Here is a 14,083-nt window from a genome sequence, read left to right as displayed (position 1 = left end):
AATTAGCTGAAGTCCAGCTCGCCGTTCACGGCGTCGATGTGGATGGTGTCCTTGGGGCCGAAGCGGCCTTGCAGGATCAGCTTGGACAGCGGATTTTCGATCTGCTGCTGGATCGCCCGCTTCAACGGCCGCGCGCCGTACACCGGATCGTAGCCCGCCTCGGCGATTTTTTGCAGCGCCGCCTCGGTGATGGTCAGCGTCATCTCCATCTTGGCCAGGCGTTGCTCCAGGATCGCCAGCTGGATCTTGGCGATGGCGCCGATGTTCTTCTCATCGAGGCCGTGGAACACCACGATTTCATCGATACGGTTGATGAATTCGGGACGGAAGTGCGAACGCACCTCGGCCATCACCGCCAGCTTGACCACGCCGGGATCGGAGTCCTCCATCGCCTGGATCTTGTGCGAGCCCAGGTTGGAGGTCATGATGATGACCGTGTTCTTGAAGTCCACCGTGCGGCCCTGGCCGTCCGTCATGCGGCCGTCGTCCAGCGCCTGCAGCAGCACGTTGAACACGTCCGGATGCGCCTTCTCCACCTCATCGAGCAGGATCACGCTGTACGGCTTGCGGCGCACGGCCTCGGTCAGGTAGCCGCCCTCGTCGTAGCCGACGTAGCCGGGCGGCGCGCCGATCAGGCGGGCCACCGAATGCTTCTCCATGAATTCGCTCATGTCGATGCGTATCATCGACTCCTCGGTGTCGAACAGGAAGCCGGCCAGCGCCTTGGACAGCTCGGTCTTGCCGACCCCGGTCGGCCCCAGGAACATGAAGGAGCCGTACGGACGGTTCGGATCGGACAGGCCGGCGCGCGAACGGCGGATGGCGTCGGACACGGCGGCGATCGCCTCGTCCTGGCCGACCACGCGCTCGTGCAGCTTCTCTTCGATGTGCAGCAACTTGTCGCGCTCGCCCTGCATCATGCGCGAGACCGGGATGCCGGTCGCGCGCGACACCACCTCGGCGATCTCCTCGGCGCCGACTTCGGTGCGCAGCAGCTTGGGCTTGGCGGCCTCGCCGGCCTTCAGGTTGGCGCTCTCGGCCTGCTTGAGCTGGGCTTCCAGCTCGGGCAGGCGGCCGTACTGCAGCTCCGACACGCGCTGCCAGTTGCTCTCGCGCGTGGCCTGTTCCATCTGCAGCTTGACGCTCTCGATCTCTTCCTTGATGTGGGTGCTGCCCTGCACCACCGCCTTCTCGGCCTTGAGGATTTCCTCGTAGTCGTTCAGTTCCCGGCCCAGCTTGACGATCTCTTCCTCGATCAGGTCCTGGCGGCGGCGCGAGGCCTCGTCCTTTTCCTTCTTGACGGCTTCCTTCTCGATCTTCAGCTGGATCAGGCGGCGTTCCAGCTTGTCCATCACCTCCGGCTTGGAATCGATCTCGATCTTGATCTTGGACGCGGCCTCGTCGATCAGGTCGATCGCCTTGTCGGGCAGGAAGCGGTCGGTGATGTAGCGGTGCGACAGCTCGGCCGCGGCGATGATGGCGGCGTCCGAGATGGCGACCTTGTGGTGCAGCTCGTACTTGTCCTGCAAACCGCGCAGGATGGCGATGGTGGCCTCGACCGACGGCTCATCGACCAGGATCTTCTGGAAGCGGCGCTCCAGCGCGGCGTCCTTTTCGATGTACTTGCGGTATTCGTCCAGCGTGGTGGCGCCGACGCAGTGCAGCTCGCCGCGCGCCAGCGCCGGCTTGAGCATATTGCCCGCGTCCATGGCGCCGTCGGCCTTGCCGGCGCCGACCATCGTGTGCATCTCGTCGATGAAGACGATGGTCTGGCCCTGGTCCATGGCCAGCTCCTTCAGCACCGACTTCAGGCGCTCCTCGAACTCGCCGCGGTACTTGGCGCCGGCCACCAGCGCCGCCATGTCCAGCGACAGCACGCGCTTGCCCTTGAGCGAATCGGGCACCTCGTTGTTGACGATGCGCTGCGCCAGACCTTCGACGATGGCGGTCTTGCCGACGCCGGGTTCGCCGATCAGCACGGGATTGTTCTTGGTGCGGCGTTGCAACACCTGGATCGCGCGGCGGATCTCGTCGTCGCGGCCGATCACGGGGTCGAGCTTGCCGGCGCGGGCGCGCTCGGTCAGGTCCAGCGTGTATTTTTTCAGGGCTTCGCGCTGGCCTTCGGCTTCGGGGTTGTCGACCTTGGCGCCGCCGCGCACGGTGTCGATGGCCGCCTCCAGCGATTTGCGGGTCAGGCCGTTCTCGCGCGCCAGCTTGCCGGCGTCGGATTTATCCTCGGTCAGCGCCAGCAGCACCATCTCGCTGGAGATGAACTGATCGACGCGCTTCTGCGCTTCCTTGTCCGCCAGGTTCAGCACGGAGACCAGCTCGCGGCCGGCCTGCACGTCGCCGCCGGTGCCGGAGACCTTGGGCAGCCGCTCCAGCGCCGAGCCCAGCGCCTTGGTCAGGCCGCCGACATTGACGCCGGCGCGCTGCAACAGCGAGCGCGCGCTGCCGTCGTCCTGGTTCAGCAGCGCGGTCAGCAGGTGGACCGGCTCGATGTACTGATTGTCATTGCCTACGGCCAGGCTCTGCGAGTCGGACAAGGCTTCCTGGAGTTTGGTGGTGAGTTTGTCTTGCCGCATGGAATTGCTCCGATTAATTTAACTTATCGCATACATAGGGGTATGCGATCCGTTTTCAAGGAGACACCTATTTAAATCACAAATCCATGCGCTACATCAATTAGACCTCAGTGCTCCATTTTTTCAGCGCGACATCGTCGCTGACGCGGGCGTCGACCCAGCGCGAACCGGCCGGGGTTTGCTCTTTTTTCCAGAACGGCGCTTCGGTCTTCAGGAAGTCGATGATGTATTCGCAGGCGGCGAAGGCCTCGCCGCGATGCGCCGACGTCACCGCCACCAGCACGATCTGCTCCATCGGCTTGAGCGGGCCGACCCGGTGGATCACCAGCGCACCGAACACCGGCCAGCGCTGGCGGGCCTGTTCGATGATGGCAAGGATGGATTGCTCGGTCATGCCGGCGTAGTGCTCCAGCTCCATCTCCGCCACGCTGGCGCCCTCGTTCAGGTCGCGCACCGTGCCGACAAAGTTGACGATGGCGCCGACCTTGGGATTGGCCGCGCGCAGCTGGGCCAGCTCGGTGCTCAGGTCGAAGTCTTCGGTCTGGATGCGGACCTGGAAGCTATCGCCCGCGCTCATGCACGCTCCGCGGCGCCGATGCGGCGGAACAGTTGTTCGATGCGGCTGGCGGTGCGGTCGTCGGCCAGGGCCGGCATCGCGCACAGTTGCAGGTAGGCGCTGCCGGCGCTCTGCGGCTTCTGGCCGGACTTCAACGACGATTGCAGCACCTCGACCTGCATCTTCAGGCGCTCGCGCGCGAACTCGGCGCCGCTGTCGACGCCGGCCACGATCTCCAGCCGCAACACTTCATCGAGCAGCTTGGCGCGGTTGCGCTCCAGCTGCTCGGCGTAGGCGCTGCGCCGCTTTTCGTCAACCTTGTCGAGCGCACCCAGCGCCGCGTTGAAGCGGCCATGCAAGGCGCGCTCGTACTCGGCGGCCAGCGGCGGCAGCGCCGACCAGCGCGCCTGCCAGTCCGCGCCGTCGATGGCCGCGCCGTCGGCCGGCGCGCCGATCGCGCTCTCCAGCGCCTGGCACAGGCGCAGCTTGTCGCGCAGCGCGTTGGCCTGGGCGGCGCCCGCACGGCGCTTGATGGCGTCGGCCTGGCCCTGCACCTTCGCCACCGCCGCCTGATAGCGTTGCGTGATGCGCGCTTCGGACGCGCGCGGCACGCCCCCGGCGGCATGCCAGGCCGCGGCAGTGTCGCGCAGCAGCTTGGCGATGGCCGCCAGTTGCGCCTTGTCGTCGCCGCTGAAGGTGGCCGTTTCCAGTTCATTGCACAACGCTTCGCGCGCGTGCAGGTGGGCCTTGCGCTCGTGGTCGGCGGCGTGCGCGGACTCCTTGCGCTTGGCGAAGATCGCATCGCAGGCGGCGCGGAAGCGTTGCCACAAGGCTTGCTCAATCTTGCGCTCCAGCGGCAGCGCCTTGGCCTGCTCCTGCCAGCGCTCCTGCAGGCGGCGCAGATTATCCAGCGTGTGACGGTCGCTGGCCTGCATTTGCTCGGCCTCGGCGATCAGCAGTTCGCGCTTGGCGCTTTCGATCTTGCGCTGCTCGGACAACGGCGCCAGCATCTGCCCCAGCGCCTTGTCGAAGGCCTGGTCGAGCTTGCGTTTTTCCTTGCGGTCGATGGTGCCCAGCCGGCCCCACACCTGGCGCAGGCGCTGGCCGGCGGCGGCCACGTTCTTCAGGTCCGCGCCCTCGCTGGCCGCCGTGGCGGCCATGTTGCGGGTTTCGTCGATCAGCGCCTGGGCCTTGGCGGCGTTGGCGTGACGCTCGTCGGCCAGTTGCTTGAAGTGGGCGGCGGCCGGCGCGTAGGCGGCGGTGCAGGCGCTGTCGAAGCGCTCCCACAGACTCTTGGGCGCGTGGCCGGAAACGGCGTCCAGCGATTTCCAGCGTTCGCGCATGCTGCCGACCTTCTTGGCCAGCTCGCTCATCGCCAGGCCCAGCGCGGGCAGCTCTTCCACCGCCTTGACCAGTTCCTCGCGCGAGACGTTGCCGCCCCAGCGGGCCCAGTCGCCCAGGCGCTTCAATTCGGCGCGGACGTGGTTCAGGCGGTCGGTCTGGGCCGGTGTCAGGCGGGTCTTGTGTTCCTTGAGCCACTTGTCGTGATCGGCGGCGGCGTGCAGCAAACCCTGCTCCAGCGCGGCTTCCATCGCATCCAGCGTTTCCAGGAATTTCTTGTCGGTTTCCTTGGGCGCGGCCGGTTTCTTCGGTTCACGGGCGGCGGGCGCGGATGCAGGCACAGCGTCGGCTGACGCGGCTGCCGGCGAGTCGGCCGCAGGCGCGGCTTCCGGCACGGCGGCGGGACGCTGGCTGGCGGCCGCCAGCGCGGCGCGGCTCTGCTCCAGCGCCTGCGCGAAATCGCTCAGCAAATGCTTGGGCAAGGCGTTGTGCTCGGGCGCTTGCCGGTATTCGGCCTGGGCGGCGGCATGACGCTCCAGCACCTGCTGCGCTTCCTCCGGCGGCAAGCCGGCGGACGGCAGCTGGCGCACTGCCGCCATCGCATCGATGATGGTCCGCTGCAAATTGACTTGCGCCTCTAGCCGCGCAGCCAGCGCGGCGCGCGCGGTGGCGAACGGTTCGGCCAGCTCCGGCACGGCGGCGGTGACCTGCCACTGGCGGTCCAGGTCGGCGACCTGGTTGGGCGTCAGCTTCTCATCCTGCAACAAACGCTGGGCCTGGTCCAGGCAGGCCTGGGCTTTGTGCTGCTCGGCCAGCTGATAGCGGATCGCGTCCAGCCGTCCCTGCATCAGCTTGGCGACGCGGCGGTCGGTGTTGCGCATCGCCTGCAACACCTGTTCGAGATGGGCCTGGGACTGCACATGTTCGGCGGCCGCCAGGCGTACGCCGGCAAACTCGCTGTGCAGGATCAGTTCGACGGCGGCGGCCTCGTCCCCCGCCAGCGCGGCGGCGCGCTGCGCCTGCTCCTCGCGGCGGCTGGCCGATGCGGCAGCGGCGGCGCCCTGCTCGGGAGTGGCCACGGCGGCCTGCTGATCGGCCGCCTGGTCGGTAGTTCGCTTGAAGATGAAATCGAACATGGATGCGCTATGAGATGGCTAAAACCACCATCATAGCAAAGCGAGGGGAATTTGCCCGATGCGTATGCTAATTGGGCGGTTATTTCATCGCCGGCAGCTGCCGGGTCGGTCGGACAAAGGTCGCGGGCGCCGTTTGCTCCGCGCTTTCCTCGGTACTTACTATCGGCAACACCTGCAAACCGGGGATGCTGATCTGGCCGTCGTCCACCACGCGGACCGCGCCGGCCAGGTTGCGCGCGGCCACCGCCTTGGGCTTGGCGGCCTCGACCGCCTCGACCGCCGTCAGGCCCGCGCGTTTCATTTCTTCCAGATGCTTGTCGTGCATCATCAATTGATTCGCAATGGAAAACCACGTTTCGCCGGCGATGGCGTTGCGGGCGATGGCGAACAGTTCCTGCTCTTCCTTTTCCAGCCGCTTCAGCAGCGAGGCGCAAAAGGTTTCGATGCTGTCGCAAATCAGGTTGACCTGCTCGTCGCGCACCTCGGCCACCGAACCGAGCTTGTCTTGCAGCATGCGGATCGACAACAGCGCCGACTGGTTCAGACGGTTGAGCTCGTCCAGCAGCTGGTCGGCGCGCTCGGTCGCCTCGCGCAGCGCGGGGATCAGGTACATCTCGGTTTTGCGCCAGTGGCAGGCCTGGTACAGGCTGTTCAAGTTCTCGCAGGCATATTCCAGCTGCGACAGGGTGATGCTGTTCTGATGCATCAGCGTGGAGCGCACATACTTTTGGAACGATAACAAACTGAGGCGGACACTAGCGTGTTCCACCGACAGTGCTACCAGAGTATATGTGGCAGTTAACATTCTGACTCCCAAAACTGAAGTTGCGCGCGCCCGGATGAGCGGCAAGACCGGAAGTAAAAGTGTAAATAAAGCCGACAAACACGCTTTGAGCTAGAACAAATACAGGCCGTAGCGTTATCCATATCAATATATAACAACCCGGCCGCGAACGCTATCGTAAAGACAATTGAAGCCGCACCATTCCCGCCTCCGGGTGCGGCAAAACCACGCCGCCGAAATGGCGCACCAGTTTTTGCACGCCGAGATTTTCCGACAAGGCGTCGCCGACGATCTCCGCCGTGCCCCGGCTGCGGAAATAATCGACCAGTTTCTGGAACAGGATGTAGCCCAAGCCCTGCCCCTTCAGGTCGGAACGCACGATGATGGCAAATTCAGCAGACTGATTGTCCGCATCGGCCACGGCGCGCACCACGCCCAGCGTCTCCGGTTCGCCGCCCGGGCCGTTGCGGGTGGCGATGAAGGCCATCGCGCGGTCGTAGTCGATCTGCGTCAGCCGCGCCAGCTGGGACGGCGGCAGCTCGCGCATGGCGGTGAAGAAACGCAGCCGCACATCGTCCGGATCGAGCGCGGCGAAGAACACCTGGTGCTGCGGCGCGTCCTCCGGCCGGATCGGCCGCAGCAGGATGCGGCCGCCGCGCCAGTCCAGCTCCTGCTCCAGTTCCAGCGGATAGGGACGGATCGCCAGCGTGTTGTCGCTGCGCGCCGGCGCCAGTCGCACGCGCGCGGCCAGCGCCACCACGCCGCCGCCGATCGCCAGCAGCGGATTGAGATCGAGTTCGGCCAGCTGCGGCAGGTCGGCCACCATGTCGGCCACCTGCACCAGCGTGCGGCACAGCGCCTCGGCGTCGGCGGCGGTCTGGCCTTGCGCCAGCAGGCGCGCCACGCGGGTGCGGCCGACCATGTCGCGCGCCAGCACCATGTTCAGCGGCGGCAGGCCGGCGGCGCGGTCGGCCGCCACCTCGGCCGCGATGCCGCCCTGGCCGAAGAACACCACCGGCCCGAACACCGGATCGGTGGCGATCTGGATGCAGGCCGCCGCCAGCGTGGCACCGGTCAGCGCGGCCTGCTGCGGCGTCGCCAGCGCGATGCCGTAGGCCGACAGCAGCTCGCGCGCCTCCTGGTCGGACAACTCGCCGCGGCCGGCGGCCAGCGCGGCGATCACCAGCGCCTGCGCCGCCGCGCGCTCGGGCGCCGCGGTGGCCGGCAGGCGCGCCGGCACTTCCATCAGCAGCTCCTGGTTGCGCCGGTACTGGGCGATTTGCAGGAAGCCGTGGATCGCCTTTTCCGGCGTGTCGTAGGTCGGCAGGCCGGCGTCGGCGAACACCTGGCGCGCGGCCGCCACCGAGCGCCCGCCCAGCCAGCAGGACAGCACGTTCTTGGAGGCGTTGCGCATCATCGGCGCCACCGCCGCCGCAATCAGGCTGCTGGGCACCATGGCGGTGGGCGCATGCAGGAACAGCAGCGCGTCGGCCTGGGTTTCGCGCAGCAGCGCTTCCACCGCGCTGGTGTAGCGCTCGACCGGCACGTCGGCCAGCAGGTCGACGGGGTTGGTCAGCGGCGCGTCGGCGCGCTTGAGCAGACGCAGGGTCTCGGCCGACAGCGGCGCCAGTTGCGCGCCGCCGCATGCCAGCGCGTCGGCCGCGATCAGGCCGAGGCCGACGCCGTTGGTCAGCACCGCCAGCCGTTCGCCGCGCTGCGGGCGCTGGCGCGCCAGCGTTTCGACGGCGTCGAACAGGTCTTCGGTGGAGTGCACGCGCAGCATGCCGGCGCGGCGGATCGCGGCGTCGAACACCAGGTCGGCGCCGGGGGCGGCGTCGCGCCCCACCTTCAGCACGATCACCGGCTTGCCGCGCGCCGCCAGCCGTCCGGCCGACATGAACTTGCGCGCGCAGCGCACGTCCTCGATGCACAGCAGGATGGCCTCGGTCTCGGGATCGCCGGCCAGGTAGTCCAGCAGGTCGCCGAAATCGACGTCGGCGCCCTCGCCCATCGCGACAAAGCGCGAGAAGCCGATGCCGCGCAGACTGGCCCAGTCCAGCACCGCCGCGCCCAGCGCGCCCGATTGCGACACGAAGGCCAGCTTGCCGGGATCGGCGGCCAGATGGGTGAAGCTGGCGTTGAGCCCCAGCGCCGGCGATTGCAGGCCGACGCTGCCCGGCCCCAGGATGCGCAACAGGTGCGGCTTGGCCGCCTCCAGCATCGCCTGCTGCAGGCTGCGGCTGCCGGCCTTGATGTCGGCCAGCCCCGCCGTCATGACGATGGCGGCGCGGGTGCCGCGCGCGCCCAGTTCCGCGATCAGGCCCGGTATCGTCGACGGCGGCGTGCACAGGATGGCCAGGTCCGGCGCCGCCGGCAAGGCCGACACCCTGGCGTAGCACGGCATGTCCTGCAGTACCTGGTGCTTGGGATTGAGCGGCCAGACGGCGCCGCCGTCGCGGCCAAAGCCGGCTTCCAGCAAATTGGCCAGCACGCGGGTGCCGATGCGCTGCGGGTTGTCCGATGCGCCGATCACGGCCACCGAGCGCGGTTGGAACAATCGATCGAGATTCCTGATGCTCATGGCAGCCTGCCTTTTTACCAGCGTGAATTACCAGCGTGAAGCGTGGTCCTCGGTCACGCCCATCATCTGCGTGACCATGCGTTTCGGTTGATCGGGCGCGCTGCGCACCCAACCGGTGAAGGTGCCGATCGGCTGCAGGTAGCGGCTGGCCGCCACCACCAGGTTCTTGTTGTCGCGGCGCGCGCCTTCCGGCGTGAAGTACAGCTCCAGCAGATCGTCCTCGGTGAAGATGTGCCACTGCGACAGCGGATCGCTGCTGTCGTAGATGAAGTGCACCGGCGCCAGCGCATGCACCTGGCCGTCCAGCCACAGCGCGTTCTCGTTGCCGCCGAAGTAGCCGGACTGCAGATTGAAGCCCAGCTCCAGGTTGTGCGCCGAGGCCCAGCGCCAGGCGGTATTCCGCGCCAGCAGGCCGTTGGAGTAATCGAAGCTGGCGACGCCGCCGGCCAGGTTGTAGTCCTCGCGGAAGGTGCGCACCTCGCCGGTCAAAGGCAGGCCGGACGACTTCTGCGTCGCGTGCACCGAGCCTTGCGCCACCGGCCCGGTGGCCAGCAGCAGCGGCGAGGCGCCGGGACCGAATTCGGCGTCGATCTCCAGGTAGTCGCAGCGCAGCGTCAGGCCGTAGCTGCCGTCGTCGCGGCTGTCGATGGCGATGCTGCTCTTGCGCGTCTTGAAGCTGCTCGACGCGCCGGCATGGTCGGCCAGCCGCGCCGACAGGCCGGGCAAGCCGTCCTGGCCGAAGTTGGCCAGCATGTCGCCGTCGCTGCGGTCGAAGGCGTAGGCGAAGGCGGTGCTGGTCCAGCCCAGGTCGACGATGGCCACCGCGCAGAAAATCTGCTCGGTGCACAGCGCCACGTAGTGCCAGCGCTTGTGGTGGAAGCGGCGCCAGAAGCGGCTGCGCGCAAACGGCGCGGCCAGCTGGCTCCAGTCGATATGGCCAACCTGGCCGGCGTAGCGGCCGAACAGCGGCTGGCCGTCGGGGCTCAGCAGGCTGGCGGGGGCGGCGGGCAAACTCATTGAACTCCCATCATGCAGCTTCCATTTCCTTGGTGTTGTTGTCCAGCGCGGCGCGCAGCAGCGGCGCGAAACCGTCCGGCGTGGCCTGGGCGATCTGTACATCGGGGCACCCGTGCCAGTTGGCCAGGCGCTGCAAGGCGCTGGCGACGTCGCGCACGAAACGGTCGCTGACGCGCACGCCCGGCTCCAGCACCAGCGATTTCAATTCGAAGACGCCGCCGCGCCGATGCGCCTTGGCGTCCACCCGGCCAACCAGCGCGCCGCGCCGCAGGATCGGCAGCGTGAAGTAGCCGTAGCGGCGCTTCTCCGCCGGAGTGTAGCACTCCAGCCGGTAGTCGAAGCCGAACAGTTCCAGCGCGCGCCGCCGGTCCCACACCACCGGATCGAACGGCGACAGGATGGTGGTCAACGTCGGCGCCAGCGTGCCGGCGACAGCGGCGGCCAGCAGTTCGGCGTGGTCTGGATGGACGTAGATCGGATCGTCCCAGTCGTCGACCCAGGCCCGCAGCAGCAGGCCCTGCTCCACCAGCTCCGCCGGATCGAGGCGCGGCGGCTTGGTGCGGAAGTAGTCGCTGATCCAGCCGGCGCGGGCGCAGCCCATCGCCTTGACCGCCTTCAGCACCAGCGTGCGGCGGGTGTCGTCCATGTGCGGCGTGCGGCTGTCGTCCCAACCGGGCAGCACGCGCTCGGCCAGGTCGTAGATGCGCTGGAAGTTCTCGCGCGCGGCGATCATCAGCGCGCCGGACGTGAACAGCACTTCCAGCGAACGCTTTTCCGGCTTCCAGCTCCACCAGCCGCCGCTCTGGCCGTCGGTGCGCTCGAAGTCCGAGGAGCGGGTCGGGCCGTTGGTACGGATGTGGGCCAGCACGGCGTCGACGTCGGCGCGGCGCTCGACCATCCAGGTCGCGGAATACTTCCAGCCCATCGCGGCCGGGTCGAGCATGCGGTGGCGATACAGGCCGTAGTCCTCGATTGGCACGAAGCAGGCCTCGTGCGCCCAATACTCGAACAGCTGTCCCGCCGCCAGCGCCTGCTCCAGCCACGGCTGCGGATAATCGCCCAGGCGGCTCCACAGCACCAGGTAGGGACTGCGCGCCACCACGTGGATGGTGTCGATCTGCAGCACGCCCATTTGCCGGATCGCGTCCACCACATCGGCCTGGCGCGCCTTGCGGCGGCGCGGTTGCAGCAATCCCTGCGCCGCCAGGTGCAGCGCCCGTGCCGCGGCCAGGCTGATGATCGATTCGTTCATGAACGCTATTCTAATAAAGAAATCAACATTGCCTGTGATCGGAAAGCGGTTTTTTTTGACCCGCCAGCCACAAACGTGACATTTCCGTGCAGAATATCCACACATGGCAAGCAGCTTTCATTTCGCGGGGAACGTTGATTTTCGATGAACTATTTCGCCACTCGCCCGATCGTGATGTACTTACGCCGCCTGTATCGCGCGATACTGCTGCCCGTGTTTGCACTGGCGCTGCTGGCAGCCATGTGGGCGGCCGCCGCCTACCAGATCGGCCAGGAAAAACAGAGCGCCCATTACGAGGCGGTGCTGCATAGCCAGTCGCTGGCGCGCACGCTGGCCGAACACACCAACCACCTGCTGCGCCAGATCGACCACGCGACGCAGCTGTTCAAGCTCAAATACGAGGAAACCGGCGGCACACTGCGGCTGGCCGAATTCACCCGCAGGAACGGCCTGCTCGATTCGCTGCTGCCGTCCAAGCTGGACCTGCCGCTGGCGTTGATCGGCGCCGACGGCAAGTTGATCGACAGCCGCAACGGTTACTTCGCGCCGGACTTGCGCGAGCAGCCGCTGTTGCTCCATCACGCCAACAATCCGGCCGATACGCCGCTGGTGTCGACCCCGGTGGTCGAGCCGCGCACCAAGAAATGGCAGATCCTGATTTCGCGCCGTCTGAACAACAGTCGCGGCGAGTTCGCCGGCATCATCATGGTGATGATCGACCCCGCCGCCTTCGTCGAGGACTACGACCGCCTGAACGTCGACCCGGGCGGCGCGGTGCTGCTGATCAGCCGCGAAAACGGCATGTCCACCGCCCGCGTCGACGAACAGCTGATCATCAGCGACTCGATCGACTTCACCGCGGCGCAAGGCGGCGGACAGCAGTCGGACGAGCTGCTGCTGGCGCATCCGTTCGACGCCGTCGAACGCATCTACGGCTACACCGAGATGCCGCGCTACCTGATGCTGGCGGTGGTCGGCAACCCTGTCACCTCGGCGATGGCGACCTTCGAGCACCGGCGCGACATCTATTACAGGGCGGTGGCCGTCGCCTCGGTGCTGGTGCTGCTGTTTGTCGGACTGCTGATGCAACAGGCGCACCGCCTGCGGCGCAGCGCGCGCATGATCACCGAAGCGCAGACCATGCTGCGGGCCGCGGCCGACGCCAGCATGGACGCGGTCTACCTGCTAAAGGCCTGCCACATGCGCGGTCCGGGCAAGGAGGTGGTCGACTTCACCATCGCCGACCTGAATGAACGCGGCGCCGCGCTGCTGGGTTCCACCACCGAAGAAGTCAGGGGCAAGCGCCTGATCGAAGTCCTGCCGGCGCTGCACACCAAGGGTTTCCTCGAAAAATACAAGACGGTGCTGGCCAGCGGCCGGCCGCTGGAGGAGGAGTTCGAAGTCGATTTCCTGCCGGGCAGAGGCCATCTGTGGCTGCACCATCAGATCGTCGCCATCGACGACGGCGTGGCCGTGACCACCCGCGATATCACGCCGCGCAAGGAAAGCGAACTGGCGATGCGCAAGAACCAGGCGGAACTGGCGGCCGTCAACGACGCCTCGCCGCTCGGATTGATACGCGCCGATCCCGCCGGCCACTGCACCTATGTCAACCGCACTTTCGAATTCATCACCGGCCTGACGCGCGCAGAGGCGCTGGGCGACCAGTGGATGCGCGCCATCCATCCCAACGACCGCCCAGTGCTGAAGGCGGCCCTGAGCCGCATGGCGAAAACCCGCGTGCCCTACCAGGACACGGTGCGCTGCGTGCACCCGGACGGCATGATAGTCTGGGTTTCGTTCAAGGTCGCGGCGATGGTGGTGGACGGCCATATCTACGGCTACGTCGGCACGGTGGACGACATCACCCACGTGCGCAAATCGGTGATGGCGCTGCGCGAAAGCGAATCGCGGCTGCGCACCATCGCCGACACGCTGCCGGCGATGGTGGCATATGTCGACTCGGAGCAGATCTACCGCTTCCACAACGTCGCCTACGAACGGGAGTTCAACCGCACCGGCGTGACGGTGCTGGGCAAGTCCGTCGAGGCGACCATGGGCGAAGAGCGCTACCGGTTCCTGGCGCCCTACATCAAGCGCGCGCTGGCCGGCCAGACGCTGACCTTCGAAGAGGAAGATCCCGACACCACCGTCGGCCGCACCTTCGAGGTGGTCTACATCCCGCAGATGGACGAAGACGGCGTCACCGTGAACGGCTTCCACGTCATGCGGCAGGACATCACGGCGCAAAAGCGCGAGAAGCAGCGCCTGCTCAAGCTGTCGCAGGTCGATGCGCTGACCGGGCTGACCAACCGCGCCGGCTTCCTGCAAAAGCTCCAGGACACCATGGCCGACTGCCGCGAGAGCCAGAGCCTGATGGCGGTGATGTACATGGATATCGACCGCTTCAAGCCGGTCAACGACACCTTCGGCCATAGCGTCGGCGATGCGCTGCTGAGGGCTTTCTCGGGGCGGCTCACGCACGCCGTGCGCGCCAGCGACACCGTCGCCCGGCTGGGCGGCGACGAGTTCACCATCATCATGGAGCGCATCGCCCGGGTCGACGCCGCCGATGCGCTGGCGGCCAAGATCGTCAGCGCGATGCAGGCACCGTTCGACCTCGATGGCACGGTGGTGTCGATCTCCGCCAGCATCGGCCTGGCCTACTACCGCGGCGAGGATGTCACCCCGGCCGAGCTGCTGAACCGCGCCGACGTGCTGCTGTACGAGGCCAAACAGGGCGGCCGCAACACCTTCCGCGCCGGCCCGGCCCTGCCGACGACGGCCAGCAACGCGGCCTAGCCGGAGGCCGATCCACTTTTATCAACTCA

8 protein-coding genes are annotated in these 14,083 nt (G+C 67.0%); 1 reads left to right on the top strand and 7 read right to left on the bottom strand.

The genetic code is table 11. The features are described from left to right. Positions 1-2: 2 nt before the first annotated feature. The 7 genes from clpB to RUGAMON1_RS02025 all read right to left on the bottom strand — a co-directional run bounded on the left by clpB (position 3) and on the right by RUGAMON1_RS02025 (position 11,252). Positions 3-2,585: an ATP-dependent chaperone ClpB gene (gene clpB / locus RUGAMON1_RS02055; protein WP_445228920.1), complete on the bottom strand. Its 2,583-nt coding sequence runs from the start codon at positions 2,583-2,585 to the stop codon at positions 3-5. 100 nt (positions 2,586-2,685) lie between these two features. Next, positions 2,686-3,162, bottom strand: coding sequence for a molybdenum cofactor biosynthesis protein MoaE (locus tag RUGAMON1_RS02050; protein ID WP_445228919.1), 477 nt, complete (start codon positions 3,160-3,162; stop codon positions 2,686-2,688). Continuing rightward, positions 3,159-5,618, bottom strand: coding sequence for a DUF349 domain-containing protein (locus RUGAMON1_RS02045; protein WP_445228918.1), 2,460 nt, complete (start codon positions 5,616-5,618; stop codon positions 3,159-3,161). The genes RUGAMON1_RS02050 and RUGAMON1_RS02045 overlap by 4 nt, the downstream gene beginning before the upstream one ends. Before the next feature lie 79 nt (positions 5,619-5,697). After that, a complete protein-coding gene (locus RUGAMON1_RS02040; RefSeq protein WP_445228917.1) occupies positions 5,698-6,423 on the bottom strand; it encodes a hypothetical protein in 726 nt (241 codons plus the stop codon). 151 nt (positions 6,424-6,574) lie between these two features. Continuing rightward, on the bottom strand, positions 6,575-8,983 hold the full coding sequence (locus RUGAMON1_RS02035; protein ID WP_445228916.1) for a bifunctional acetate--CoA ligase family protein/GNAT family N-acetyltransferase: 2,409 nt from the start codon (positions 8,981-8,983) through the stop codon (positions 6,575-6,577). A 27-nt stretch (positions 8,984-9,010) separates the two neighbouring features. Beyond that, entirely contained in the window at positions 9,011-10,000 is a 990-nt protein-coding gene (locus RUGAMON1_RS02030) for a DUF2804 domain-containing protein (protein ID WP_445228915.1), read from the bottom strand. 10 nt (positions 10,001-10,010) lie between these two features. Next, on the bottom strand, positions 10,011-11,252 hold the full coding sequence (locus RUGAMON1_RS02025; RefSeq protein WP_445228914.1) for a winged helix-turn-helix domain-containing protein: 1,242 nt from the start codon (positions 11,250-11,252) through the stop codon (positions 10,011-10,013). 144 nt (positions 11,253-11,396) lie between these two features. Here RUGAMON1_RS02025 and RUGAMON1_RS02020 point away from each other — a divergent pair, with 144 nt between their 5' ends. Beyond that, a complete protein-coding gene (locus RUGAMON1_RS02020; protein WP_445228913.1) occupies positions 11,397-14,054 on the top strand; it encodes a diguanylate cyclase domain-containing protein in 2,658 nt (885 codons plus the stop codon). Positions 14,055-14,083 lie beyond the last annotated feature (29 nt).

The sequence above is a fragment of the Duganella rhizosphaerae genome, from assembly GCF_040364205.1.
Classification (GTDB): domain Bacteria; phylum Pseudomonadota; class Gammaproteobacteria; order Burkholderiales; family Burkholderiaceae_D; genus Rugamonas; species Rugamonas rhizosphaerae.
This window is presented reverse-complemented; position numbering and strand designations above follow the sequence as displayed.

Coding starts and splice junctions, on each gene's coding strand:
- clpB (WP_445228920.1), bottom strand. CDS start 2,585: ATGCGGCAAGACAAACTCACCACCAAACTCCAGGAAGCCTTGTCCGAC.
- RUGAMON1_RS02050 (WP_445228919.1), bottom strand. CDS start 3,162: ATGAGCGCGGGCGATAGCTTCCAGGTCCGCATCCAGACCGAAGACTTC.
- RUGAMON1_RS02045 (WP_445228918.1), bottom strand. CDS start 5,618: ATGTTCGATTTCATCTTCAAGCGAACTACCGACCAGGCGGCCGATCAG.
- RUGAMON1_RS02040 (WP_445228917.1), bottom strand. CDS start 6,423: ATGTTAACTGCCACATATACTCTGGTAGCACTGTCGGTGGAACACGCT.
- RUGAMON1_RS02035 (WP_445228916.1), bottom strand. CDS start 8,983: ATGAGCATCAGGAATCTCGATCGATTGTTCCAACCGCGCTCGGTGGCC.
- RUGAMON1_RS02030 (WP_445228915.1), bottom strand. CDS start 10,000: ATGAGTTTGCCCGCCGCCCCCGCCAGCCTGCTGAGCCCCGACGGCCAG.
- RUGAMON1_RS02025 (WP_445228914.1), bottom strand. CDS start 11,252: ATGAACGAATCGATCATCAGCCTGGCCGCGGCACGGGCGCTGCACCTG.
- RUGAMON1_RS02020 (WP_445228913.1), top strand. CDS start 11,397: ATGAACTATTTCGCCACTCGCCCGATCGTGATGTACTTACGCCGCCTG.